The sequence below is a fragment of the Kroppenstedtia guangzhouensis genome (assembly GCF_014637345.1).
GTDB classification, from domain to species: Bacteria; Bacillota; Bacilli; order Thermoactinomycetales; family DSM-45169; genus Kroppenstedtia; species Kroppenstedtia guangzhouensis.
On the sequence record NZ_BMEX01000001.1, the window covers coordinates 359,823 to 386,663 of the forward strand.

Here is a 26,841-nt window from a genome sequence, read left to right on the forward strand (position 1 = left end):
TTTTTATGAGAAAGTGTTCCCCGCCCGACACACTCTCTTGGATGGGGGATTTATCCGATATACTCCGGAAACTCCTGCAAAAAGGTTTTGGCCACCTCTTCATATTCTTCATCGGGGATGTCATACAGTTCGCCGTCGGCGAGGCGGAAGAAGAAGGGGGAGTTGTCGCCGGGAGGGCGGCGGTAGTACATGCCGATCCGGTGGCCATGGACGTGGAAGGTGGCACCCAGGATGACGGGGAAGGTTCCCTCGTCCGTTTCCAGCTGGCGGAAGAAAAAGGGTTCCAGCTGGTTCCAAACGGTTTCCTCATAAGTTTCACCGGGGTGGGTGAGGGTGAGAGTGTTCCCTTCTTCTTCAGCGATGAAGAGTTGTTTTTTGGCCTCTTTGGACCAGACGAGAAGGAGGTGCTTGATGTTTTCATGGATAAAGACGTACTGATGTGGAGTGGAAAAGCGGATGTTCAAGGCGATCTCTCCCTTCTCCGAAATGGGTGAGGCCAATATACCATGTTTTCGGATAAAGAGAAACCAAACCCTAAAGCCCCCGGGCCGACCGGCCGGGGACTGATGTTATTTTCCTTTTTCCAGAACGGTGATATAGGCGACCATGGGGCCATGGGATTGGGGAGTGAGATGATCGTGGCAGATCAGTTCATAGGTACCGGGACGGTCTGCGGTGAATGAGACTTTGGTCTGTTTTCCCTTCTTCACGGTACCCTCGATCCCGAATTCTTTCAAGGAGAAGCGGTGAGACTTGCCGTGGATGCCGTGGAGAACCAGGTGAACCCGGTCCCCCTCCCGCACGACCAAGCTGCCGGGATTCCATCGGTAGACCTCCATCTCTTTGCCGTCCAGCTGTGTTTTGTATTCCGTCGTCACCAGATGAAAGGTCCGCTCCTCCGGAGTGGACGTAGAGGAAACTTCCTCCACCTCTTGGAGAGTCGTCTTGCCGTTAAACCAGGGCATGGGGAGCAGTGCCAGGATGGCGATCAGGACGAGAGCAAAGGCGATGCTCAAATACAGCCATTGTTTTGAGGTGGTCATAGCGGTTCCTCCTTTGTTCAGGCGGTTTCATCTTTTCATCTCTCTGTATGGACAAAAGGTAGCAGGTTTAACCCTTCATTTCCAATAATTAAGGTGTATATGTTTTCAATCGGCGGGCATACAATGGGAACAAACGTTTCGGAAGTGATGGGTGATGGTGGAAACTGTGTTGCATCAAGCAGCTCGGGAGAAGGAGATGGTGGAACTGATCTACCTGGACCGGAAGGGGCGCCTGACCCAGCGGCGGGTACGAATTTTTAAATGGAAGGAAGAGGGAGTTTGGGTCTACTGTGAGGAGCGAAAAGCCTTCCGTCGGTTGCGTCGGGAAGGGATCCTGGCGGCGGAGAGGAAAGGGAGGCGGTGACAGCCAGGTGGGGGGCCGAGCAAAAGTGTGTCTTTTTCATGAATCGGCGGGTGCGTCTTTTTTTCGCCGGTCACAAGTATTTTCCGCATCAGAAAAGCATGCTATACTGGACGGGAACATTGTTTCAGGACGGTGTCAGTGTCCGTCCGTGGATTATAGGGCCTGGGGTTTTTCGTTAGGTCCGGATGCAGGAGGGTGAAAGATGAGCTCCCAAACGAACTCCCGAAACCAACACGAAGAAAACGATTTTTTGGACATGGTGAAAGGGACGGCTCTCTTTACCGGGCTGTTCTTGGGAATTGCACTGGTCGGCGGGATCCTGGCCGAGGTATTGAAGTGATCTTTTGAGGAGAGAGGGCTGGTGACGGCCCTCGTTTTTGATGCCCGGATTCCGGCGGGAAGATGTGTGAAAAAAACCAATCGGCGGGAGGGTGGGGTTTCCGCAGAGTGCCTTTGGCTCGTCAGAACAATGAAGCGTAGCGGAAAGCCCAATCCCGACCGCCTTCAAATGCAATAAATCACAACACTTTTAGGGCGTGTCTGATCTAATCATTGCTGGGGGTCGGACCCGGTGTGACTATCTCCAATCCCCAAGGCTCTCCGCCGGTCACACCGGTTGCTCCCTACAACACCTGAAATTGAAAGTCCGGACCGCCCTAACGCCGGGGTTTTCTTTGGCTTTGACAGGGAAAAATGACAATGAAGGGTGTCCACGTCAAAAGAAAGCGCTTCACCATCAGTTGGCAAGAGGTTGATGCTTGCGCTATACTTTCAGGGGGTTGAATTTGGTTTTTCCCTACATAAAGAGCATGGGTGAAACCATCGGCAGCCGGACAGGCTGTGTAACCATCATGAAGGAAGGCATTTTTCCGGATAGGGGGATGGGACATGAACGTACATGAGTATCAGGGTAAGGAAATTCTGAAGCAGTACGGGGTGGTCGTTCCCCGCGGCCATGTGGCTTTTACCCCGGAAGAGGCGGTGGATGCCGCCAAAAAGCTGGGGGGGGATCTGTGGGTGGTTAAAGCTCAGATCCACGCAGGAGGTCGCGGGAAAGCCGGCGGAGTAAAGCTGGCCAAGAGCCTGGACGAGGTAAAACAATATGCCGAAGAACTCCTGGGCAAAACGCTGGTCACCCATCAGACCGGTCCGGAAGGAAAAGAAGTGAAACGTCTTCTGATCGAGGAAGGCTGCAAGATCGAGAAAGAGTATTACGTGGGTGTGGTGATCGACCGATCCACGGACCGGGTGACGATGATGGCCTCGTCAGAGGGGGGCACCGAGATTGAAGAGGTGGCCGCAAACACCCCTGAAAAGATCGTAAAAGTGGTGGTGGACCCGGCGGTGGGTCTTCAGCCCTTCCAGGCCCGAAAACTGGCCTTTGCCATCGGGATTCCGAAAAATTTGGTCAATAAAGCCGTCAAGTTTATGATGGGTCTATATCAGGCTTTTGTGGAGAAGGACGGCTCCTTGGCGGAAATCAACCCGCTGATCACGACGACGGACGGCCAAGTGATGGCGCTGGATGCCAAGCTGAACTTTGATTCCAACGCCCTGTACCGCCATCCTGAGGTGGTGGAGCTGCGGGATTTCTCTGAAGAGGATCCCAAAGAGATTGAAGCCTCCAAGTTTGATCTGACCTACATCGCCCTGGATGGAAACATCGGTTGCATGGTGAATGGAGCGGGGCTGGCCATGGCCACCATGGACATCATCAAGCATTACGGCGGGGAACCAGCCAACTTTCTGGATGTGGGAGGTGGCGCCACTACAGAAAAAGTGACTGCCGCCTTCAAGATTATCCTGGAAGATCCCCATGTCAAAGGTATCCTGGTCAACATTTTCGGCGGGATCATGAAGTGTGACGTTATTGCCGAAGGGGTGGTGGAAGCGGCCAAACAGATCGGTCTGGATCGCCCCTTGGTGGTGCGACTGGAAGGGACCAATGTGGATCTCGGCAAAAAGATCCTGAATGAATCGGGCCTCAAGATCACGGCGGCCGATTCCATGGCCGATGCCGCGGAAAAAATCGTCTCCCTGGTGAAGTAAGGGACAAGTCCATCACATCTGGAAAGGAAAGGCGGGTTCCAACTTGAGCATTTTCATCAACAAGGATACGAAAGTGATCACGCAGGGGATTACCGGAAAAACCGGTCTATTCCACACCAAAGGTGGGCTGGAGTACGGCACGCAAATGGTTGCCGGTGCCGTGCCGGGCAAGGGCGGCACCCAGGTGGACATCACCCTGGACAATGGTGAGGTCAAATCGATCCCGGTGTTTGATACGGTGGCGGAAGCGAAGGAGAAGACCGGGGCCAATGCATCGGTGATTTACGTACCCCCGGCATTTGCGGCGGATGCGATCATGGAAGCGGTGGATGCTGATCTGGATCTGGTGATCTGTATCACCGAAGGTATTCCGGTGATGGATATGGTGAAAGTGAAGCGTTATATGGAAGGGAAACGGACGCGCCTGATCGGCCCCAACTGTCCGGGTGTGATCACTCCGGGTGAAAGCAAAATCGGCATCATGCCAGGGTATATTCATACTCCGGGGCGTGTGGGTGTCGTTTCCCGTTCCGGCACTCTGACCTACGAAGCGGTTCATCAGTTGACCCAGCGGGGAATCGGTCAATCCACCGCCGTGGGAATCGGGGGAGACCCGGTCAACGGAACCAATTTCATCGATGTGTTGGAACAGTTCCAACAAGATCCGGATACCGCGGCGGTCATCATGATCGGGGAAATCGGGGGAACTGCCGAAGAAGAGGCGGCGGATTGGATTCAGGCCAATATGACCAAACCGGTGGTCGGTTTCATCGGCGGTCAAACGGCTCCTCCGGGAAAACGGATGGGCCATGCGGGAGCCATCATCTCCGGCGGTAAAGGAACAGCGAAGGAAAAGGTGGCCAAGCTGGAAGCATGCGGGGTGGCGGTGGCCCCGACTCCAGCCGACATCGGCGAAACCCTGGTTCGGGTCCTGAAGGAAAAAGGCCTGCTGGAGGAGTGCACCACGGCGAAATAACATCGGAGCTTTTTATAAGGGATCTCAGGGAGATCCCTTTTTTGTTTTTCAAAAGGAGGGAATAAAGTGGAGACCTGGGATGAGCGGGAGGGGCTGGTGGCGATGCATCAGATTCGGGGTGTCGGATGGGGCACGCTGGATAAGTTGCAAAAGGTGGGCTGGGATCCCGGCAGGCTGCCGGAGGAGGAAGAAATGAGAATGTGGCGGGAAGTGGGGATCCATTCAGCCACGATCGACCGGATTCGGGAAAGGTGGACTCCCCGTTGGGTGGAACGGGTGACCGGGGAGTTGAAAAAACGGGAAATCCAGGCGGTAACCCTGCTGGATAGGGACTACCCGCCACTGTTGGGTCAGTTGCCCCAGCCTCCCTGGGTGCTGTATGTGCGGGGGGATGTGTCCCACCTGCAGGGGCCCGGCTTGGCGGTGGTAGGCACCCGCAAGCCGACAGCCTATGGAAAACGGGTGACGCGGCAACTGGCAGGAAACATCGCTAGCCGGGGATGGACAGTGGTGAGTGGTCTCGCCGCAGGGGTGGACGGGGAAGCCCATCGTGCGGCCTTGGAGGCTGGGGGAAGAACCGTTGCCGTGCTGGGTTGCGGGGTGGACGTGGTTTACCCGCGTCACCATCGGGAGCTCTACAAAGAAGTGGTAAGAAAGGGAGCGGTGATCTCCGAGGTCCCCCCGGGAACGGAGCCTCACCCGGGTCTGTTCCCCCAGCGGAACCGGATTATCAGCGGGCTGAGTTGGGGGACACTGGTGGTGGAGGCAGCGGAGAAGAGCGGATCCCTGATCACGGCACATCACAGTCTTGAGCAAGGGCGGGAGGTATTTGCCGTGCCCGGTCCCGTCACCTCTCCATGGAGCCGGGGTACCAACCGACTGATCCAAGAGGGGGCCAAATGTGTGATCGATGCCGATGACCTGTGGACGGAGCTGATCCACGTCTCCCAGCCGGAAGCCCCGGTCCGCGGGGAGCATCTTTCTGAAACGGAGTTGGGGCCGCGGGAGCAAGCGGTCTTGGATTTCCTTGGGGAGGAGCCTCTTACGGTGGATTCCTTGGCCGATCGATCGGATACCTCCCTCGGGGAGTTGCACCGAATACTCCTTCAGCTGCAGGTGAAAGGAATGGTCCATCAATTGCCGGGAGCCCGGTTCGTAAAAAAGTGAAAGTTTACTAGGTGGCACCTTCTGCTGGAGGTGTTTATTTTTGCTTTTCCATGGCATCTGCTCATTCCGATCCCATGCCTTTTTCATATAAAGATAGAAAGAGTATAAGGAGTGAAGAGTCAAAATGGGTGAATCGAGACAGGTGATCCTGGAGCATCATGAAAAAAAGAAAAAGTTCAATATTCGTCCAGGTCGGTTTTTAAACTTGGCGTGTCACTTTTTCCGTGTCCGGGTGGCCACGATTGTGTTGCGGCCCGGAGACTTTGTCAAGGTGACCTGTAAGGGGCGCACGGTGATCGTGTTCAACTCCTTCCGCGCTTTTAATCGGGGAACGATTCATTTGCGACGGGGGGAATTCGTCACTTTTATCGGTGCTTTCCGCCGCGAAAGACCACGGTGACGGATCGATGGGGAAGGGGAATCCCTCCTCTTTTTTTATGGGATGATTGGATCCCTTCTTTTTTCCAAAAACCCGTTGCTTTGGTTTTGGGGATCGGATAGAATGGGTTTATCAATTTTTCGGAAGCAGGAGGTGGAAAGGACTATGCGTATCCAAACACCCATTTCTGCCAGCATCATGAATCGGATCTCACCCCGGTTGTGTGTTGCAACTGCACTCCACGGGATCCGTATGTTTTTGGATGGAAAAACAAGTAAATTCATTCCTCGAAGCAAGGAATTCCTTTCCATTTCCTTCGCGGTCCATTCGGGTCTGCACCTCCGGGCGGGGCGCCCCTAGAACGCATTCGGAACCGGGAACCATGGGCAGGGAAACCTTGCCTATGGTTCTTTTTCGTGTCCGAAAAAGAGACAGAGAAACGGAGGGAGACCGATGCGTTGGAAAGATTGGGATTTGAATCTGAAAGTCCGGTTGTTGGGAGAAGGGCTCATCAACGTCTTGTTCTGGATGTTCTTCCCCTTTATGGCCATCTATTTCGCGGATTCCTTTGGAAAAGGAATCGCCGGCGCTCTATTGATTTTATCCCAAGTGATCGGAGTGTTGGCCAATGTGGTCGGGGGTTATTGTGCCGACCGGTTCGGTCGGAAGCGGATGATGTTGATCGCTTCGGCGGTGGATGGGATCGCTTTTGTCGTGTTTGCCTTGGCCAATTCACCTTGGTACCATTCTCCGGTGCTCACCTTCATCTGTTTCAGTGCTTTGGGGGTATCGAGCTCCTTGTACTTGCCTGCCAGCCATGCCATGGTGGCCGATTTGGTGGAACCGAAACACCGGAATGAAGTGTTTGCGGTGTTTTATACCATGGTCAATATCACAGTGGTGGTCGGTCCGATTCTGGGTGGAATCTTCTTCTTCAAGTACCGGTTCGTCTTGCTTGTGGCCGTTGCAGTGCTAAGTCTGCTCTTAACTGTGGCCATCGGTTGGTATATCCGGGAGACCGTGCCCCGCTCGGAAGGGTCATCTGGCTTTCCGAAAGAAAAAAAGTTGCCCTGGCACCGCTTTTTGCTGGCCGAGTTGAAGGATTACCGGGTGATTCTGTCCGACCGGAATTTTATGTTGTTTATCCTGGCGGGGATTTTGGTCGCTCAGACCTTTATGCAGTTGGATCTGACCGTGGCGGTCTATGTCAAAGAGGAAATCTCACGACAGACGCTTTTCTCTTTCGGGGATTGGTCCGTCCGGACGGGAGGGGCGGAATTTTTCGGCTGGTTGTTGGCGTTGAATGGTTTCCTGGTGGCTCTGTTCACCGTGGTCGTGACCCGTTGGGTCAACCGGTTGCCGGAAGGACGTGTCTTCATCACGTCTTCTCTCTTGTACGGGCTTTCAATGCTGGTATTTGGCAGTTCGACAGCCCTCTGGGTGGCGGTGGTGGGAATGGTCGTCCTGACAGTGGGGGAATTGGCTGTGGTGGGGATCCAGGAAGGGTTTGTCTTCAAGTTGTCCCCGGAGAATATGAGAGGGCAATACTTCGCCGCTGCCAGCCTCCGCTTCTCCATCGGCCGGGCGATCGCTCCCTTGGCCATTCCGGTCACTGCCTGGATCGGATACAGGTGGACTTTTATTCTGTTGGGGATTTGCGCTTTCATCAGTGCGTGGGTGTATCAGCTCCTGTTCCGTCGGTTGAACCGGATGTCCAAGGGAAACGACATTCCGGTGGCACAAGGAAGAGACACCCTGGAAAAGGGGATATCATGACAAGTGGCTGGGCAGGATTTTGACAGTAAGGAAACGAATCACCCATTAGGCCTGTTTTCCGTAACGGGAAGCGGGCTTTTCTCTTTGCAAGGTCATCCTGAAAATGGATTTGTTTTGAGTCGTCGTATTGCCTCAGGGCTTCTCCGTTTGGTATGGTACAAGAGCGATGCCACCGCAGGTGTGTCAATCAGCATACTGCCAGATTCTCATGAGGAACGGATTGCGTCTGGGTTGTTGTGACACAACTCCATTGGCACCATTCCGGTTCATCAACCGCCCCGGATTTCCTGGGTTTATACCTTGCGACAGGTTGGGTAAAGATTGACATTAGAAATATGACGCTTCCATATAACGGTTAATTTTTTGAGAGGGGGTCGAGGCATGGCCGATTCACTGGTCATTGTCGAATCACCCGCCAAAGCGAAAACCATCGGTAAATATTTGGGGAGAAAATATATCGTCAAAGCATCGATGGGTCATGTGCGGGATTTGCCCAAAAGTCAACTGGGCGTGGATACCGAAAACGGGTTTCAACCGAAATATATCACGATCCGGGGTAAGGGGGATGTGCTTAAAGAGTTGAGAGACGCAAAAAAGAAGGTGAAACGTGTCTATCTGGCCGCTGACCCCGACCGGGAAGGGGAAGCCATCGCCTATCATCTGGCCCACAGTCTCAATATGGAGGTGGATGAAGAGTGCCGGGTGGTGTTTAACGAGATCACCAAACAGGCGGTCAAAGAAGCCTTCAAGCATCCGCGCAGGATCGACCTGGATTTGGTTCAGGCGCAGCAGGCGCGAAGAATTTTGGATCGGCTCGTGGGATACAAGATCAGTCCGGTGCTGTGGAAAAAAGTGAAAAAAGGTCTCTCCGCCGGGCGGGTCCAATCTGTGGCCGTCAAGCTGATCATCGACCGGGAAAAGGAGATCCGGAATTTCCAACCGGAAGAGTACTGGACGGTGACCGCGGTCCTCGACGCGGAGGGAGAGACTTTTGAAGCGAAGTTTCACGGATACGGAAAGAAGAAAAAAGAACTGAAAAACGAGGCGGAAGTCAAAGAGCTGCTGGCAGCGATCAAGGGCAAGCGGTTTGTCGTGGACGAGGTGAACCGGAGTGAGCGCCGACGCAATCCCGCCCCTCCTTTCATCACCAGCTCCCTCCAGCAGGAAGCGGCCCGGAAGCTGAATTTCCGTGCGGTGAAAACGATGGCTGTCGCCCAGCAACTCTATGAAGGGGTGAATCTGGGCAAAAAAGAGGGTTCCGTCGGTCTGATCACCTATATGCGAACCGACTCCACCCGGATCTCGGAGACCGCCCGACAGCAAGCCCGGGATTATATTCAGGGTCAATACGGGGAATCTTACGTTCCGGCGCGCTCCCGGGCCCATAATAAAAAGTCCGGAGCCCAGGATGCTCATGAAGGGATTCGCCCCACTTCGATCCTGCGGACACCGGCGGAGATGAAGCCCCACTTGTCCCGGGATCAATATCGACTGTACAAGCTGATCTGGGAACGGTTTCTTGCCAGTCAGATGTCTCCCGCTGTCCTGGATCAGATCTCTGCTGACATCCGGGTCGGGGAGGCTCTGTTTCGGGCGACGGGATCCAAAGTGAAGTTCCCCGGCTTTATGAAGATGTATATCGAGGGAAATGATGATGGAAACAAGGAAGAGAACAAATTCCTCCCTGCTCTGGAGAAAGGGCAACTTCTGAAAAGAAAGTCGATCCATCCGAAACAGCATTTCACCCAGCCGCCACCGCGCTACACCGAGGCCCGTCTGGTCAAAACCCTGGAAGAAAAGGGAATCGGGCGCCCCAGCACCTACGCCCCCACGCTGAGCACGATTCAGAAGCGGGGCTATGTGATGCTGGAAGAACGACGTTTTGTCCCGTCGGAACTGGGGGAGATCGTCATCTCCCTGATGGAGGAATTTTTCCCTGAGATTCTTGATGTCGAATTCACCGTCCAGATGGAGGAGAGTCTGGACTACATCGAAGAGGGCAAGGTGGACTGGGTTCAGATTTTAGAACGGTTTTATGAAAAGTTTCAGAAGCGGCTGGAAGTGGCCGAGGCGGAGATGAAGGAGGTGGAGATTCGGGATGAGGTTTCCGACGAAGTCTGTGAAAAGTGCGGCAGCCCGATGGTTTATAAGTTTGGCCGTTACGGCAAATTCCTGGCTTGTTCCGGGTTTCCCGATTGCCGCAATGCAAAGCCCATCCTGAAAACCACAGGTGTCACCTGTCCCGGCTGCAAGCAAGGGGAAATCGTGGAAAGAAAAAGTAAAAAACAGCGCACTTTTTACGGATGCAATCGATATCCGGAGTGCGAATTTGTCTCCTGGGACAAACCGGTTCCCCGGCCGTGTCCCCGGTGCAACAGCTTGATGGTGGAGAAAAAGAGAAAAAAGGGAACCATGATCCAATGCACTCACTGTGATTACCAGGAAGAGAAAAACTGAGGGGGGAAAATTTCATGACCCAAAGGGTAACCGTGATCGGAGCCGGCTTGGCCGGAAGTGAAGCCGCTTGGCAATTGGCCCGTCGCGGTGTGTCCGTCCGTCTGGTGGAGATGCGGCCGGTGAAACAAACGCCGGCCCACCATACCGGGCAATTTGCGGAGCTGGTCTGCAGCAATTCACTCCGATCCAATGAATTGACCAACGCAGTCGGAATTCTGAAAGAAGAGATGCGGCGACTGAACTCCCTGATCATCGAATGTGCCGATTCCCATGCTGTTCCCGCCGGGGGGGCACTGGCCGTGGATCGGGAGGGATTTTCCGGCTGTGTGACCGAGAGGTTGCGCAATCACGAGAAGGTGGAGGTCGTTGGCGAAGAGGTGCGGGAGATTCCCGGCGGGATCACGGTGATTGCCACGGGTCCTCTCACCTCCGATGCCCTTTCCGGGGAAATCCGGAAGCTGACCGGGGAGGAACACCTCTACTTTTACGATGCGGCAGCACCGATTGTGGAGAAGGACAGTATCGATATGGACAAAGCATTTATCGCCTCCCGTTACGGCAAAGGGGAGGCGGCATATATCAACTGTCCGATGACGGAGGCGGAGTTCAAGCGTTTTTATGAGGCGCTGGTGGAGGCGGAAGTGAGTCCGCTGAAGGAGTTTGAAAAAGAGATTTACTTTGAAGGTTGCATGCCGATCGAAGTGATGGCCCGCCGGGGGGAAAAAACCATCCTCTACGGTCCGATGAAGCCGGTGGGACTCATCGATCCCAGAACCGGGAAGCAACCTTATGCCGTGGTTCAGTTGCGTCAGGACAACGGAGCCGGCACTCTTTACAACTTGGTCGGATTCCAGACCCATCTGAAGTGGGGGGAGCAGAAGCGGATTCTCCGCATGATCCCCGGTCTGGAACAGGCGGAGATCGTCCGGTACGGGGTGATGCACCGCAACACCTTTATCAATTCACCGAGAGCACTCTTGCCGACTTATCAGTTCCGGGAACGGGCGGATCTCTTTTTTGCGGGGCAGATGACAGGTGTGGAGGGGTATGTCGAATCGGCGGCGGCAGGTCTGATCGCTGGTATCAACGCCGCCCGTCTGGTGCTGGGAGAAGCACCTATCGTCTTTCCAGCGGAAACGGCGATGGGCAGTTTGGCCCGATACATCACTGAGGCGGATCCGGACCATTTTCAGCCGATGAATGTCAATTTCGGTCTCTTCCCCCCGCTGGAAACCCGGGTGAAACCGAAGCGGGAGCGCTATCGTCAACTGGCTGCGCGGGCTCTCCGTTCCATGGAGGAATTTTCTTCACACCTGTCAGGGGTGGAAACTCCTGCCGGATGACCATGCTTCGTCGCCGGGATCGATTTCTGTTGATCCCGGGCGATATGAAATCAGAATATTCCGCACAAAATCCAACATTGCCTTGATTGGGCCAAACTCTCTGTGTTACGATGGGGTGGAGTCTGGAATTGGGAAGCTTTTACACTTTTTTGAAGAAAAAAAGAACCAACTACGGCAACAGAGCCGTTGACCTTGCTCGGCACAAATGACAGCCGGACGTGATTGACGTGAGGGGGAGAAAAAGGTTGGAAAGCATGCATGCAACGACAATCTTTGCGATCCACCACAACGGTTCAGGAGCGATGGCCGGTGACGGTCAGGTAACCTTCGGCAACCAGATGGTGATGAAACATCAGGCAAAAAAAGTCCGGCGTCTCTATCGAGGCCAGGTGGTGGCGGGCTTTGCGGGGTCTGTGGCGGACGCCGTCACTCTGTTTGAGAAATTTGAAGGAAGATTGGAAGAGTTCCATGGCAATCTGCCCCGGGCCGCGGTGGAACTGGCCAAGGAGTGGCGGGCTGACAAAGTGCTCCGCAGGTTGGAAGCAATGCTGGTGGTGATGGATCGGGAACACCTGTTGTTGGTTTCCGGAAACGGGGAAGTGATTGAGCCCGATGACGGGATGATGGCGATCGGTTCCGGAGGGAGCTATGCTCTGTCGGCAGGCAGGGCTCTCAGTCGTTACGCCTCCAACCTCACGGCCCGTGAGATCGCGAATGCGGCGCTCACCATCGCATCGGAGATCTGTGTGTTTACCAATGATCAAATCGTTCTGGAGGAGGTATGAGGGTGTCCGCATCCCTTGGTAAGCAGTCTAAACAATGGACTCCGCGGGAAATCGTGGCGGAGCTGGATAAATACATTGTGGGCCAGAACGAGGCAAAGCGGGCAGTGGCCGTGGCTCTCCGCAATCGTTATCGGAGGACACTGCTGCCGGAAGATCTGAAAGACGAAGTGGTTCCCAAAAACATCCTGATGATCGGCCCCACGGGTGTCGGGAAGACAGAAATCGCCCGCCGCCTGGCCAGGTTGGTCGGTGCTCCATTTGTTAAGGTGGAGGCGACCAAATTTACTGAGGTTGGTTATGTGGGCCGGGATGTGGAATCGATGGTCCGGGATTTGGTGGAGACGGCCATCCGCATTGTCAAGGCGGAGAAACTGGAAGAAGTGAAAGAGAAGGCGGAAGAACTGGCTGATGAGAGAATCGTCTCTCTCCTGGTTCCTTCAGACAAAGGGAGCAATCAATTCAAAAACCCCCTGGAGATGTTTTTCAATTCGGGGAAAGGAGAGCGAAACGCCGATCAGGAGGAGGAAAAGCGCGATCAGGAGCGGGAGCGGAAGCGGCGTCAGGTCCGGTTTCAACTGAAGAGTGGTTCATTGGAAGATGAAGTGATCGAGATCGAAGTGGAAGATCAGTTGCCGATGATGGATATGTTTGCCGGGTCCAGTGTGGAGCAAATGGGCATCAATATGCAGGAGATGCTGGGGCAGTTTATGCCCAAAAAGACCAAGAAGCGCCGTCTGCCCATTCGGGAGGCCCGCAAGGTTCTCATTCAGCAAGAAGGGCAGAAATTGATCGATATGGATCAGGTGCAACAGGATTCCTTGAACCGGGTGGAACAGACGGGAATCATCTTTATCGATGAGGTGGACAAAATTGCAGGGAAAGACCGTCAGGGAGGACCCGATGTCTCCAGAGAAGGGGTGCAGCGGGATATTTTGCCCATCGTGGAGGGTTCCACAGTAATGACCAAGTATGGCCCGGTGAAGACGGACCATATTCTCTTCATCGCCGCCGGCGCTTTTCACACCGCCAAACCCTCGGATATGATCCCCGAATTGCAGGGGAGGTTCCCGATCCGGGTGGAACTGGCGGATTTGACGGCCGAGGATTTTGTCCGGATTCTGACCGAACCTAAAGGGGCCCTGTTGAAACAGTACACTGCTCTCCTGGAGACTGAGGGCATCCGGGTCACCTTCACTGAGGATGCGATCCGGGAGATCGCCAAACTGGCGGCGGATGTCAACCGGGGGACGGAGAATATCGGGGCCCGGCGGCTTCATACCATACTGGAACGGCTGCTGGAGGAACTCTCTTTTGAAGCCCCCGACATCACATTGGAAGAGGTCCGGGTCACTCCCGAGTACGTTCAGCAACGATTGGGTGATATCGTGGGGAACCGAGACTTGAGCCAATATATTTTGTAAAGAGGGGAGGAACCCATGGAAATGGACCTATTGTCCAAAGCGCGGGAGATTAACAATCTCCTGCAAAAAACCGGGGGACAAGCTGTCAGCTTCAAAGAGATGGCTGAAGTTCTCCGGGATATGATCATGGCCAATGTTTATGTGGTCAGCCGCCGGGGAAAGATCCTCGGGTACGGGACTGCACAGGAATCCCAAGGGAATGAGCTGCAGTACCGGGCTTTGTCCGAGGGTCATCTCGGGGAAGAATACAATGATCTTCTGAAATCGGTGCGGGAAACTGTCGCCAATCTGGATGAAAACAGCGAATTCAGTCTGAACCCCCGGACGGATGGCAGCCATACCCATCGTTACACCACCATCGTTCCCGTCATCGGTGGTGGGAATCGCTTGGCCACCTTGCTGTTAACCCGTTTTGATCACCCCTTTGTGGAAGACGATCTGGTGTTGGCGGAATACGGGGCCACCGTGGTCGGGATGGAAATCCTGCAGATGAAGTCGGAAAAGGCAGAGGAAGAAGCCCGCAACCGGGCGATGGTTCAGTTGGCGGTGGATTCTCTGTCTTACAGCGAACAGGAAGCGGTGGAACATATCTTTGAGGAGTTGGAGGGGCTGGAGGGAATTCTGGTGGCGAGCAAGGTGGCGGACCGGGCCGGGATTACCCGATCCGTCATTGTTAACGCTCTGCGAAAATTGGAAAGCGCAGGAGTGATCGACTCTCGATCCCTGGGAATGAAGGGAACGCATATCAAGGTATTGAATGACAAATTTCTTCCCATGTTGGAAAAACTGAGACAATCCTGAGGGATGAAGGAGAAAATTCCTTTTTAATCGGTCCCGGGTTCTTGCGGGGGCGGTTTTGCTTGTGGTATATTATTTAACGGTGTGAATACACACGTCGGCCGATGTGGGCCGGTCGGTGCCTTCGGGTCCCGGTCACCGAAGCCGGCGGAGGAACAACCAAAAGGAGGAACTGAACCATGGCTGTGGTTTCCATGAAACAGCTTTTGGAAGCGGGTGTTCACTTCGGACATCAAACCCGTCGTTGGAACCCCAAGATGGAAAAGTATATTTTTACGGAACGAAACGGGATCTACATCATCGACCTGCAAAAAACGGTCAAAATGATGGAAGAGACTTATAACTATGTGCGTGACTTGGCCTCCAAAGGAGGAAAGATCCTGTTTGTCGGGACGAAAAAACAGGCGCAGGATGCCGTGCGCGAAGAGGCCGAACGCTCCGGCATGTTCTATGTCAACCATCGGTGGCTCGGGGGTACGCTCACCAACTTCCAAACAATCCGCAAACGGATCGATCGGTTGCATAAGCTGGAAGCGATGGAGGAAGACGGAACCTTTGAGGTTCTTCCCAAAAAAGAAGTGGTCATGCTGAAGAAGGAACAGGCCCGTCTGGAGAAATTCCTGGGCGGGATCAAGCACATGAAGGAATTGCCCGACGCCGTCTTTATCATCGACCCGCGCAAAGAGCGCATCGCTGTGGCGGAAGCGCGCAAATTGGGGATCCCGATCATTGCGATCGTCGACACCAACTGTGATCCCGACGAAATCGACCATATCATCCCCGGCAATGATGATGCCATCCGAGCGGTGCGTCTTTTCACCTCCAAGATGGCCGATGCCTCTCTGGAAGGGAAACAGGGAGAAGAGACGACGACAGCGTCCTGAAGAGGAGAGCAGCAGGGTGGCCGCAGGATGCGTGACCACCCTTTTTAAATGATAATCCACAGGAGGAACAATCATGGCGATTACTGCGGCCCAAGTGAAAGAGTTGCGTGAAAAGACCGGCGCCGGCATGATGGATTGCAAAAAGGTGCTCCAGGAAGCAGACGGAAACATGGAAAAAGCGATGGAGTTGCTTCGGGAAAAAGGGCTGGCCAAGGCTGAAAAGAAAGCGGACCGCATTGCCGCTGAAGGACTGGTGGAAGCCTACATACATGCCAATGGCCGGATCGGTGTGTTGGTGGAGGTCAACTGCGAGACGGACTTTGTAGCCAAAACCGATGATTTCAAGGAATTTGTCAAGGACATCGCTATGCAAATCGCGGCCCTGAATCCGAAATATGTCCGTCGGGAAGATGTACCGGAATCCGAAGTGAACAAGGAGCGGGAAATCCTGAAGAACCAGGCTCTGCAGGAAGGAAAACCCGAACACATCGTGGACAAGATGGTGGAAGGTCGCCTCGGCAAATTTTATGAGCGTGTCTGTCTGTTGGAGCAGCCCTTTATCAAGGACGGAGACAAGACTATCGATGAACTGGTGAAAGAAAAGATTGCCAAGATCGGCGAAAATATTTCGATCCGCCGGTTCACACGCTATGAGTTGGGCGAGGGATTGGAGAAGAGGCAGGAAGACTTTGCCTCCGAAGTGATGTCCCAGGTGAAGAAGTAAGACTGTCGGGACACGAGGGAACACACCGTGTTCCCTTTTTTTGCACGGGGGTGGAAGAGGAACTGCCCCTGGCGGTGTCGAAATGGATGATTGGAAACGGGGGGTCAGGGATGGCAGGTCCGAGATACAAACGCATCGTGCTCAAATTGAGCGGTGAAGCTTTGGCGGGGGAACAGGGTTACGGGATTGACCCGAATGTGATTCACTCCATCGCCGTCCAGCTGAAAGAAGTGGTCGAGATGGGGGTTCAGGCGGCCATTGTGGTCGGTGGCGGCAACATCTGGCGAGGGATGGCCGGCAGTGCAAAAGGGATGGACCGGGCCACGGCCGACTACATGGGGATGCTGGCCACGGTGATGAACTCCCTCGCTCTCCAGGATGCTTTGGAAGCCGAGGGAGTCCCGACCCGTGTCCAGACATCCATCGAAATGCGACAAGTGGCGGAGCCTTATATTCGGCGGAGGGCCATTCGTCATCTGGAGAAGGGGCGGGTCGTCATCTTTGCTTCCGGGACCGGAAACCCCTATTTTTCCACGGATACCACTGCTGCGCTTCGGGCGGCGGAAATCGAAGCAGAGGTCATTCTGATGGCCAAAAATAAAGTGGACGGAGTCTATTCTGCAGATCCCAGCCGGGACCCGGATGCTGTCAAGTATGATTCGCTGACCTATATGGATGTGCTGAACCAAGGTCTTGGAGTGATGGATTCCACCGCCTCATCACTCTGTATGGACAATGACATTCCGTTGATTGTTTTCAATATCGAAGGTACCGGAAATATCCGCCGCGTCATTCTGGGGGAACAGATCGGTACCCTTGTCAGGGGGAATGTATAGATGTATGCTGCTGTCAAAGAAGATGCCAGCCAACGGATGGAAAAAGCGATCCAAGCTTTAAAAAGGGAGCTCGCCTCCATTCGGGCAGGGCGTGCCACGCCAGCCTTGTTGGATAAGGTGATGGTGGAGTGTTACGGGAGTGAAATGCCCTTGAATCAGTTGGCCAACATCTCCACACCGGAACCTCGGCTGTTGGTGGTACAACCTTGGGACAAGTCGACACTTGGCGATGTGGAACGGGCTATACTCAAATCGGATCTGGGTCTGACACCCAACAACGACGGAAATCTGATCCGGATCTCCATTCCCGCTCTTACGGAAGAGCGTCGGGCCGAATTGGTGAAAGTGGTGAAGAAGACCGGGGAAGAAACCAAGGTGGCGATCCGCAACATCCGTCGGGATGCCAATGATGAGATGAAGAAGCTGGAGAAAAAGGGTGAGATCTCCGAGGATGAATCTCGCCGTGGTCAAGATGAAATTCAAAAGTTGACGGACCGCTTCATTCAGGAGACTGATAAAGTAATCGATACAAAGGAAAAAGAGATCATGGAGGTTTGACAGGGTGATCCCCCTTAACATGCAAGGGGGGTTTGTTTTATCTCCGATGCCGGAGGTCATCCTCTCGCAAGTCCGACAAATTTTTGGTATCTTTAAAGTACGGGTGAACATTTAAATCACATCACACACTGAATCGATTGAAACATGAATTCGCCTTTTCAACGTTGAGTGGAAGTATGTGAAAGCAGACCAGGTTGCGGATTCTTCCCCCTGAGCCGGCGAAATCCCGAGCCGAAGGTGTTTAACGGGGCAAAATCCAACGCCCAAACATCGTATGTTGCAGAGCTGCGGGGGTATGAGGATGATTCATTGGTTAAAAAAATGGTTGGTGGGTTATCACCGGGAGACGGAAAAAACCGGAACGGATCGCGAACGGATCCACACTCTCCAAAAGGGTCCCCTCCCCCGTCACGTGGCCATCATCATGGACGGAAACGGACGTTGGGCCAAAAGCCGGGGAATGCCCCGGGTGGCCGGCCATCGGGCCGGAATGAAAACAGTCCGTCACATCACGCGGGCGGCGGATGATTTGGGGATTGAAGCACTGACATTGTATTCTTTTTCCACAGAAAATTGGAAGCGTCCAAAAGAGGAAGTCAATTACCTGATGGGCCTGCCGGGGGAATTTTTGCGGACAGACTTGGACGAACTGGTGGCCCGAAACATTCGGGTTCGGATGCTGGGAGAAGAAGACCAGCTGCCCAGTCACACGAGGGATGCGATTATGAAATTCAAGGAAGCGACCCGGGACAATACCGGGATGATTCTCAGTTTCGCTCTCAATTACGGGTCCCGTGCAGAAATGATCCGGGCGATGCACGGGATTATAGATGACGTCATATCGGGTAAGCTGGAAAAGGAGGCTGTGGATGAGGAGTATTTTGGGCGTGCTCTGTATACGGCTGACCTTCCCGAACCCGATCTGATGATCCGGACCAGCGGTGAAGTTCGGATCAGCAACTTCATGCTTTGGCAATTGGCATACAGTGAACTTTGGTTTACCGATGTCCTGTGGCCGGACTTTACGAGAGAGATGTTTTTTGAGGCAATAGACGATTTTCAGCGCCGTTCCCGCCGGTACGGGGCGGTCTGATGGAAAACGGGTGAGAGTGGATGAAACAACGGATCATCACGGGGGTGTTGGGCGGAGCCGGTTTTCTTGCTTTTCTCTGGGTGGGCGGATGGAGTTATGCCGGATTGATCGGTGTGTTGGCGACGATCGGCTATTTGGAGTTCTGCCGAATGAAGAAGATTCCCTTTTATTCCTTGGAAGCGGTGACCGGACTGGTTCTGATGTGGCTCATCCTTTTGACCGGATTGACCGAGCAAGGGTTTTTACCTCCGATCTGGCCGCTTCAGATGCCAGATAACATCCAGACGGGTCTGGTTGTATTTCTGACTTTGATGGTCATCAGCCGTAACCGAATCCAGGTGGAAGAGGTGGCCTATCTTTTTTTGGGGTCTTTATACATAGGATTTGGATTTTCCTACATGATCCAAACTCGTCTGATGACCGATGGCATGATTTGGTCCCTGCTGGCGTTGACAGTCACCTGGGCCAATGATTCCGGTGCTTACTTTATGGGAAAACGCTGGGGAAAACGGAAGTTGTGGCCGTCCATCAGCCCTAACAAAACCGTGGAAGGGTCCTTGGGAGGGATGCTTCTGTCTCTGATTATTAGCGCAATCATCGGTCTTTTGTTTCCGGAATTGGGGAGTCTCGCCACCGTTCTGGGAATTGGGTTGATGATCAGCATCGTCGGTCCATTGGGAGACCTGATTGAATCGGCGGTGAAACGGACGACGGGTGTGAAGGATTCCGGTTCCCTTCTCCCCGGTCATGGGGGGGTCCTGGATCGCTTTGACAGCCTCCTGCTCGTTTTTCTCGTTTTGCACACGATCCAGCTGATCTAGGGAGAGTGAAATGTGATGAAACAACGATTGGCGATCCTGGGTTCCACCGGTTCCATCGGAACCAACACCCTGGAGGTGGTCCGGCAACATCCCGACCAGTTTGAAGTCGTCGCCCTCGCCGCCGGCGGCAATGTGGACGAGATGGTGAAACAAGTGGAGGAATTTAAGCCGAAGCTGATCTCCATGTCTTCCAAAGATGCGGCGGAAGAGGTAAAATTGCGGGCAAACCGGCCAGTCCGAACGGTATATGGGGAAGAGGGGCCCATAGAGGTGGCCACCCATCCCGATGCCACCTATCTGGTGTCCGCTCTGATGGGGAGTCGGGGATTGATTCCGACGCTGGCGGCGATCCGAGAGGGAAAAACGATCGGTTTGGCTAACAAGGAGACGTTGGTGATGGGAGGGGCCATCGTCATGGAGGAAGCGAAGAAAGCTGGGGTGGCGATCCTTCCCATCGACAGTGAACATTCGGCGATCTATCAATGTCTGCACAAAGAGAATCCAACACAGGTGAAGCGAATTATATTAACGGCCTCCGGTGGACCTTTTCGGGATTGGCCCAGGGAAAAAATCGAGCGTGCAACCCGGGAGGAAGCCCTCAATCACCCGAACTGGTCCATGGGAGAAAAGATCACTGTGGATTCCGCCAGTTTGATGAACAAGGGCTTGGAAGTGATAGAGGCCCACTGGTTGTTCAACCTCTCCTATGATCGGATCGATGTCCTGATTCACCCTGAGAGCATCATCCATTCTATGGTGGAGTTTGTGGATGGAGCCGTGTTGGCGGAACTGGGTACACCTGATATGAAAGTTCCCATCCAATACGCGCTGGGTTATCCGAAGCGTTTACCCTTGCGCACGAAAACCCTCGATCTGGTCGAGCTGGGGGCTCTCCATTTCCGTGAGCCCGATCCAAAACGGTTTCCCTGTCTGCAGATGGCCTACGATGCAGGCCGGGCCGGCGGGACGATGCCGACGGTTCTCAATGGGGCCAACGAAGTGGCCGTGGAACGCTTCCTCCGAGGGAGATTGCCCTTTCCCATGATCGAGGAGATCGTCGGGAAGGCTCTCTCCCGACATAGGACGGTGACTGATCCTAATTTGGAAGATTTGTTTGAAGCGGACCGCTGGGCCCGGGAAACCGCCCGGCAATGCTTGGAAATGACGGATTGACGGGTCCGCGACCAATCAAGGCGGTGATGGTTTGATGCAGACAGTGATAACCTTTATCTTATTGATCAGTGTGTTGGTATTCATCCATGAACTGGGACATTTTATCTTTGCCAAACGGGCAGGGATTCTGGTACGGGAATTCGCCATCGGTTTCGGTCCCAAATTGATTTCCTGGTTCAAAGGGGAGACGCAGTATTCCATCCGTATCCTTCCTCTGGGAGGATATGTGCGAATGGCCGGGGAGGATCCGGAAATCGTCGAATTGAAAACTGGTGCCCCCCTGGTGTTGGATCGCGACGGGGAAGGTCGTGTCATTCGGATCCGCACCATTCCATCCCGGAGGAAGGATTCAGGAAGTACGGGGGAATGGGCGAGGGAATACGAGGAAGTGGACGATTTTCCGGGAACAGGCCTACCGAAACACTTGCCCGCTGTGGCGGAGACGGTATCCGGAAAGTTGTTGGAAGCGGATTTGGAAGAGAAGCTCTTCATTCTTGTGGAGGATGAGGAGGGGAATGAGATTCGTCACCGGGTCCATCCCCAGGCCGTGATCCAGTACGATGAGAAAAACATCATCCAGATTGCCCCCTTGGACCGGCAGTTTGCCTCCAAAGGTATCCTGGATCGTGCGCTGACCATCCTGGCGGGGCCCGTGTTCAACTTCCTGCTGACGATTGTTTTGATGGCGGTGGTAACCCTGGTGGTCGGCTTGGAGACCAAGGTTTCGGTCGAGGACATCGATCCCGGCACACCGGCGGAAAAAGCCGGGATCAAACCAGGGGATATCGTCCGGAGTGTGGAGGGCAAGGAAGTCAAAAGTCTCAATGACATCCGCATGCCCTTGCAGGAGGCCGGGGGAAAACCGGTATCCATGGTATTGGAACGGGCGAACCAGAATTATGACATCACTGTCAAGCCTGTAAAGAAAGACGGGCAATTCCTGATTGGAATCCGGATGAAACAGGAATTACGGGATGCAACTGTCTCTGAAGCGGCAGTGAGCGGCTTTAAAAAGACTTATGAACTGACCGGAGTGATGCTTCAAGGGATCAGTCAGCTGATCACAGGCAAAGTGGGTCTGGAGAGTTTGGCGGGGCCGGTGGGAATCGCCGATATCACGGGACAGGCGGCAGAGGCCGGATGGTTGCCGTTGGTCCGTCTGACCGCTCTGCTCAGTCTCAACCTGGGGATTCTCAACATCCTTCCTTTTCCCGCATTGGATGGGGGGCGGCTCGCCTTTATCGCCTTTGAAGCTCTGAGGGGAAAGCCCATCGACCCCAACAAAGAGAGCCTGGTTCACTTTGTCGGATTTGCTTTACTGATGATGTTGATGTTGTTGATCACTTACAACGATGTTGTACGGGTCTTTTTCAGTTGATCCCGGCTGATGAGGATTCCAGGTGCAAAATAAACCAACCGAACCCTGCCCTTTGCGGCGGGGTTTTTGGTTGAGAAGATCTGGTCGTGACAAAGGGTTTCTGATACACTCTTTTAAGATAGAAGATAGATTCGGAGAACAGGAATCGGAGGTGATGGGGAGTGTCAATGACGGATGTGATGCGGGATCGGCTGGAGGATGTGTTCCGGCGGGCGGAGATTCCGGAGGAGTCTGTAAAACATTTTGACGGCGCGTACATAGAGAAAGTCAAAGTGAGTCGGCGGAACAGAAGTTGGACCTTTTATCTGGTGTTGGGTAAACCGGTTCCTCCCCAGATCTTGTTTGCCGTTCAGGATCGGATCAGAGAGGCTTTTCGTACAGTGGCCGAGATCCGGTTTTCGATCCGGTACGGCCAGGCGAACCTTTCTCAGCTGATGGAGATGTATTGGCAATGGATCCGCAAGCGGGTGGCGGATCAACTTTCACCTTCTGCGTCGGGGTGGCTGGCCCGGGCTAAATGGGAGCTGAAGGGGGAGCGACTAACCCTCGTTTTTCCCAATCCGATGATGAATCAGATGGCGGTGGCCAAACAACTGGATCAAGTGGTTGCCTCATTCTTTCAGGAAATTTCCGGGACACGGATTCAAGTGGCACTCACCTGCAGAGAATCCGATGAGGCCAGAGAAAGATTTCTGGAAGAACGGGAAGAGACGGAACGGCAGCTGGTAGAGGAAGCGATGATCCACCTGGAAGAATCCGTACCGCCGGAGGAAGGAGCGGAAGGTGAGGGGCCAGTGGCCATCGGTTACGATTTTCACGATGAGCCGATCCTGATCAAAGAGATCACCGATGAAGAACGGCGTGTCTGCATCCGGGGGTCAGTCTTCAAGTCCGAGGTGAGGGAGCTGCGCAGCGGCCGAACTCTGCTGACCTTCCACTTGACGGACTACACGGATTCCATTGCGGTCAAGGTTTTCGCCCGGGACAAAGAAGACGCCGCGACCGTCAACCGGGTGAAGGATGGGATGTGGGTGGCGGTTCGCGGTTCCGTCCAGTTTGACACCTTTGCCCGGGATTTGGTGGTGATGGCCAATGATCTGAAGGAGGTTCCTCCCTACCGAAGGGAGGACACAGCAGCGGAAAAACGGGTGGAGCTCCACCTTCACACGGCGATGAGTGCCATGGATGGCGTCCATGAACCTGCGGTGTTGGTGAAGCAGGCGGCTGAGTGGAGACATCCCGCCGTGGCGATCACAGATCACGGGGTGCTACAAGGGTACCCCGATGCCTATTCCGCAGGACAGAAGTATGGAATCAAGGTGATTTTCGGGCTGGAGGCCAATGTGGTGGACGATGGGGTGCCGATTGTGATGAATGAGGCCCCCCGGAGTTTGCAAGAGGATACCTATGTGGTGTTTGATGTGGAAACCACCGGTTTGTCTGCGGTTCACGATGAAATTATTGAGCTGGCAGCGGTCAAGGTGAAGAACGGGGAGATTATCGATCGCTTTGAATCCTTTATTAATCCCCATCGAAAGCTGACAGCCACGATCACCGAATTGACCGGGATTACCGACGAGATGGTGGCGGATGCACCGGAACTCTCCGAGGTGTTGCCCCGATACCTGGAATTTATCGAGGGAACCGTGCTGGTGGCCCACAATGCCCGTTTTGATATAGGATTTCTCCAGGCAGCTTGCAAAAAGACCGGCTGCCAACCCGTGGACCATCCGGTGGTGGATACCTTGGAGTTGGGACGGTTTCTGTATCCCCGGCTGAAGAATCACCGGCTGAACACCTTGTGCAAGCAGTTTGACATTGAACTGACCCAACACCACCGGGCAATTTACGATGCGGAAGCGACGGGTTTTCTCCTGTGGCGGATGATTCAAGATTGCACCGAGCGGAAAATTCTGCGCCTGGATCAGCTGAACGAGTTTACCGGTGAGCGGGATTTGAATCGTCTGCGGCCTTTCCATGTGATTGTGCTGGTGAAAAATCATATTGGGCTGAAGAATCTTTACAAGCTGGTTTCTCTGTCTCATTTGCAGTACTTTTACCGGAACCCCCGGATTCCGCGCAGCCTGTTGGAGAAACATCGGGAAGGATTGATTATCGGATCCGGATGCGAAAAGGGGGAGCTTTTTGAGGCGGCTCTGCAGAAGTCACCCGAAGAGGTGGAGGAGATAGCCCGTTTCTACGATTTCCTGGAGATCCAGCCGGTGGAGGTGAATCGCCATCTCCTCGAAAAGGAGATTGTGGCCAGCGAGGAACATCTCAGACAGGCGAACCAGCTGTTGTTGAAAATAGGGGATAAACTGAATAAACCGGTGGTGGCCACTTCCAATACCCACTATCTGAACAAATGGGAGGCCGTATACCGCGACATCCTGGCTTTCAACCAAACCGGCGGATTTCGGAACAAGGGGCCACTTTCTCCCGCTCATTTCCGGACGACAGACGAGATGCTGGAGGAGTTTTCATATCTGGGGGAAGAAAGAGCCTGGGAAGTGGTCGTGGGCAATCCCCGGAAAATTGCTGATGAGATTGAGGAGCTGAAGCCCTTTCCTGACGGGTTGCACACGCCGATCATCGAAGGGGCCGATGAAGAGCTCCGCCGGATCTGCTACGAGACAGCAGAAGATCTCTACGGACATCCCCTTCCGGAGATTGTGGAACAACGGTTGGAAAAAGAATTGGGAAGTATTATCAAGCACGGATTTGGTGTCATTTATCTCATCTCACACAAGCTGGTGACCAAATCCCTCGCTGACGGATATTTGGTGGGTTCCCGGGGATCTGTAGGCTCCTCCTTTGTAGCCACCATGAGTCATATCACCGAGGTGAATCCGCTCCCTCCCCACTATGTCTGTCCAAAGTGCAAACACAGCGAGTTCATCGCTGACGGGTCCGTCGCTTCCGGATTTGACATGCCGGACAAAGACTGTCCTGAGTGTGGAGCCCGGATGAAAAAGGACGGCCACGATATCCCCTTTGAGACTTTCCTGGGATTCAAGGGGGACAAAGTTCCGGATATCGATCTGAACTTTTCCGGGGAGTATCAACCCCGGGCTCACAAATACACCGAGGAACTCTTTGGTAAGGATTATGTCTACCGGGCGGGAACCATCTCCACTGTGGCTCAGAAAACGGCTTATGGTTATGCGAAGAAGTTCCAAGAGGAAAAAGGATACCAATGGCGGAACGCCGAAATCGACCGGATGGTGGAGGGTTGTACCGGGGTGAAACGAACGACGGGCCAGCATCCCGGCGGTCTGGTGGTGATTCCGCAGAACAAAGATGTGTATGATTTTACGCCGATTCAGCGGCCCGCCGATGATGTCAAGTCGGAGACGATCACCACCCACTTCGATTACCATGCCATCAGCGATAATTTGCTGAAGCTGGATATTCTGGGGCATGATGATCCCACGGTGATCCGCATGCTGCAAGATCTGACAGGGGTTGATCCCCGGTCAATCCCAATCGACGATCCGGCGGTGATGAAGCTGTTTAACAGTACAGAATCCCTCGGGGTGACACCGGAGGAGATCGGCACGGTTACCGGAACCCTCGGCATTCCCGAATTTGGGACCCGGTTTGTCCGTCAGATGCTGGAGGATACTAAACCGACGACCTTTGGGGAGTTAGTCCGAATATCCGGTCTGTCCCACGGCACAGATGTTTGGTTGAACAATGCTCAGGATCTGGTCCGTTCGAAGACGGCTGTCCTTTCCGAAGTGATTTCCACCCGGGACGATATTATGATTTATCTGATTTACAAAGGGATGGAACCTTCCCTTGCCTTCAAACTGATGGAGAAAGTGCGAAAAGGGAAGGGACTGACTGAGGAAGAGGCGGATCTGATGCGCAGTCACGATGTGCCGCAGTGGTATATCGATTCTTGCCGCAAGATCAAGTACATGTTTCCCAAAGCCCACGCAGTGGCTTATGTGATGATGGCGGTCCGAATCGCCTGGTTTAAGGTCCATTATCCCATTGAATACTACGCTACTTATTTTTCAGTGCGTGCAGATGATTTCGATGTGGAGATTGCTCTGAAAGGAATGGATGCTGTCAAAAAGACGATTCGGGATATCGAAGAGAAAGGAGTGACCGCCAGCCCGAAGGAGAAGGGGTTGCTAACAGTCCTGGAATCCGTACGGGAAATGCTGGCCCGGGGACTCTCTTTTCAACGAGTGAATCTGTATCGCTCTGATGCCATCCGATTCTTGGTGGACGGGGATAATTTGATTCCTCCTTTCTCTTCCATTTCCGGCGTGGGGACCAATGCCGCCCGTAATATTGCCGAAGCCCGGGAGAACGGAGAGTTTCTGTCCATCGAAGATCTGACCAAACGTGCCCGTCTCAGCAGTGCGGTGATCGACGCTTTGAAACGGTTGGGATGTCTGGAAAAGCTTCCGGAAAGCAATCAGTTAACTCTTTTCTAGAGCCGTTGTGAATTTCGTGCTAGCCAGGTGGTCGGGATTGGGTTTCACATGACCTTTTCGTTTTTCTGAACTGCTAAAATCACTCCCTGTGAAACCCAACCCACCCTGTGAACGTCCAGGGTCTGTCCGATAAACCCATTTCTGGGGGGGTGGGTTGTGATCGTCTTCGATCTCCTCCAATAAGTGCATAGCGAGATCAGGGAGCGAAGGGAGACTTGTGCCCGATGGGTACAAAAGATCTTCGCTGGTCGCACCGGCCTCTCCCGCAAGTTTGACTTCTGTTCCGCCTTGCTGTATGATCGACCCAATCGGCGATCTTATGACAGGTCTGGGCGAAGAGAGGTTTTGTATCACTTTGGACTGTG

General features: G+C 53.9%; 23 protein-coding genes. 21 read left to right on the top strand and 2 right to left on the bottom strand.

What is annotated here, in order from left to right; translation table 11 throughout:
• Nucleotides 1-50: 50 nt before the first annotated feature.
• Together IEV46_RS01875 and IEV46_RS01880 are read right to left on the bottom strand one after the other, a co-directional pair.
• Complete coding sequence (locus tag IEV46_RS01875; protein WP_188429207.1) at nt 51-464, bottom strand: hypothetical protein; 414 nt, start codon at nt 462-464, stop codon at nt 51-53.
• 105 nt (nt 465-569) lie between these two features.
• The gene (locus IEV46_RS01880; protein WP_188429209.1) at nt 570-1,043 is read right to left on the bottom strand and encodes a cupredoxin domain-containing protein; all 474 of its coding nucleotides are present in this window, start codon (nt 1,041-1,043) and stop codon (nt 570-572) included.
• 169 nt (nt 1,044-1,212) lie between these two features.
• Here IEV46_RS01880 and IEV46_RS01885 point away from each other — a divergent pair, with 169 nt between their 5' ends.
• The 21 genes from IEV46_RS01885 (at nt 1,213) to IEV46_RS01985 (ending at nt 26,476) form a co-directional block, all read left to right on the top strand.
• Nucleotides 1,213-1,407, top strand: coding sequence for a hypothetical protein (locus IEV46_RS01885; RefSeq protein WP_188429211.1), 195 nt, complete (start codon nt 1,213-1,215; stop codon nt 1,405-1,407).
• A gap of 202 nt (nt 1,408-1,609) precedes the next feature.
• A complete protein-coding gene (locus IEV46_RS01890; RefSeq protein WP_188429213.1) occupies nt 1,610-1,747 on the top strand; it encodes a hypothetical protein in 138 nt (45 codons plus the stop codon).
• Nucleotides 1,748-2,295: 548 nt separating this feature from the next.
• Nucleotides 2,296-3,456, top strand: coding sequence for an ADP-forming succinate--CoA ligase subunit beta (gene sucC / locus IEV46_RS01895; RefSeq protein ID WP_188429215.1), 1,161 nt, complete (start codon nt 2,296-2,298; stop codon nt 3,454-3,456).
• Nucleotides 3,457-3,499: 43 nt separating this feature from the next.
• Nucleotides 3,500-4,432: a succinate--CoA ligase subunit alpha gene (gene sucD, locus IEV46_RS01900; protein WP_188429218.1), complete on the top strand. Its 933-nt coding sequence runs from the start codon at nt 3,500-3,502 to the stop codon at nt 4,430-4,432.
• 66 nt (nt 4,433-4,498) lie between these two features.
• Complete coding sequence (gene dprA, locus IEV46_RS01905) at nt 4,499-5,599, top strand: DNA-processing protein DprA (RefSeq protein ID WP_188429220.1); 1,101 nt, start codon at nt 4,499-4,501, stop codon at nt 5,597-5,599.
• Between the two features lie 124 nt (nt 5,600-5,723).
• Nucleotides 5,724-5,999, top strand: coding sequence for a hypothetical protein (locus tag IEV46_RS01910; RefSeq protein WP_188429222.1), 276 nt, complete (start codon nt 5,724-5,726; stop codon nt 5,997-5,999).
• Between the two features lie 432 nt (nt 6,000-6,431).
• The gene (locus IEV46_RS01915; protein WP_188429224.1) at nt 6,432-7,754 is read left to right on the top strand and encodes an MDR family MFS transporter; all 1,323 of its coding nucleotides are present in this window, start codon (nt 6,432-6,434) and stop codon (nt 7,752-7,754) included.
• 381 nt (nt 7,755-8,135) lie between these two features.
• A complete protein-coding gene (gene topA, locus IEV46_RS01920; RefSeq protein ID WP_188429226.1) occupies nt 8,136-10,211 on the top strand; it encodes a type I DNA topoisomerase in 2,076 nt (691 codons plus the stop codon).
• Between the two features lie 14 nt (nt 10,212-10,225).
• Nucleotides 10,226-11,554 (top strand): FADH(2)-oxidizing methylenetetrahydrofolate--tRNA-(uracil(54)-C(5))-methyltransferase TrmFO, encoded by a 1,329-nt coding sequence (gene trmFO, locus IEV46_RS01925; RefSeq protein WP_188429228.1) that lies wholly within the window; start codon nt 10,226-10,228, stop codon nt 11,552-11,554.
• A gap of 245 nt (nt 11,555-11,799) precedes the next feature.
• A complete protein-coding gene (gene hslV / locus IEV46_RS01930; protein WP_188429230.1) occupies nt 11,800-12,339 on the top strand; it encodes an ATP-dependent protease subunit HslV in 540 nt (179 codons plus the stop codon).
• Nucleotides 12,336-13,760: an ATP-dependent protease ATPase subunit HslU gene (gene hslU / locus IEV46_RS01935; protein ID WP_188429232.1), complete on the top strand. Its 1,425-nt coding sequence runs from the start codon at nt 12,336-12,338 to the stop codon at nt 13,758-13,760. The genes hslV and hslU overlap by 4 nt, the downstream gene beginning before the upstream one ends.
• A 21-nt stretch (nt 13,761-13,781) precedes the next feature.
• Complete coding sequence (gene codY, locus IEV46_RS01940; protein ID WP_188429547.1) at nt 13,782-14,561, top strand: GTP-sensing pleiotropic transcriptional regulator CodY; 780 nt, start codon at nt 13,782-13,784, stop codon at nt 14,559-14,561.
• Nucleotides 14,562-14,737: 176 nt separating this feature from the next.
• Nucleotides 14,738-15,442: a 30S ribosomal protein S2 gene (gene rpsB / locus IEV46_RS01945; protein WP_009708783.1), complete on the top strand. Its 705-nt coding sequence runs from the start codon at nt 14,738-14,740 to the stop codon at nt 15,440-15,442.
• 73 nt (nt 15,443-15,515) lie between these two features.
• Nucleotides 15,516-16,166: a translation elongation factor Ts gene (gene tsf / locus IEV46_RS01950; protein WP_188429234.1), complete on the top strand. Its 651-nt coding sequence runs from the start codon at nt 15,516-15,518 to the stop codon at nt 16,164-16,166.
• Nucleotides 16,167-16,276: 110 nt separating this feature from the next.
• The gene (gene pyrH / locus IEV46_RS01955; RefSeq protein ID WP_188429237.1) at nt 16,277-17,002 is read left to right on the top strand and encodes a UMP kinase; all 726 of its coding nucleotides are present in this window, start codon (nt 16,277-16,279) and stop codon (nt 17,000-17,002) included.
• A complete protein-coding gene (gene frr / locus IEV46_RS01960; RefSeq protein WP_188429239.1) occupies nt 17,003-17,560 on the top strand; it encodes a ribosome recycling factor in 558 nt (185 codons plus the stop codon).
• A 301-nt stretch (nt 17,561-17,861) separates the two neighbouring features.
• On the top strand, nt 17,862-18,653 hold the full coding sequence (gene uppS / locus IEV46_RS01965) for an undecaprenyl pyrophosphate synthase (protein ID WP_188429241.1): 792 nt from the start codon (nt 17,862-17,864) through the stop codon (nt 18,651-18,653).
• A gap of 20 nt (nt 18,654-18,673) precedes the next feature.
• On the top strand, nt 18,674-19,474 hold the full coding sequence (locus tag IEV46_RS01970) for a phosphatidate cytidylyltransferase (RefSeq protein ID WP_188429243.1): 801 nt from the start codon (nt 18,674-18,676) through the stop codon (nt 19,472-19,474).
• 15 nt (nt 19,475-19,489) lie between these two features.
• Entirely contained in the window at nt 19,490-20,647 is a 1,158-nt protein-coding gene (locus IEV46_RS01975) for a 1-deoxy-D-xylulose-5-phosphate reductoisomerase (RefSeq protein WP_188429245.1), read from the top strand.
• 34 nt (nt 20,648-20,681) lie between these two features.
• Nucleotides 20,682-22,025: an RIP metalloprotease RseP gene (gene rseP, locus IEV46_RS01980; RefSeq protein WP_188429247.1), complete on the top strand. Its 1,344-nt coding sequence runs from the start codon at nt 20,682-20,684 to the stop codon at nt 22,023-22,025.
• A gap of 167 nt (nt 22,026-22,192) precedes the next feature.
• Nucleotides 22,193-26,476 carry a PolC-type DNA polymerase III gene (locus IEV46_RS01985; RefSeq protein ID WP_188429549.1) on the top strand — a complete coding sequence of 1,428 codons (4,284 nt, stop codon included), beginning with the start codon at nt 22,193-22,195 and terminating at the stop codon, nt 26,474-26,476.
• Nucleotides 26,477-26,841: the final 365 nt, after the last annotated feature.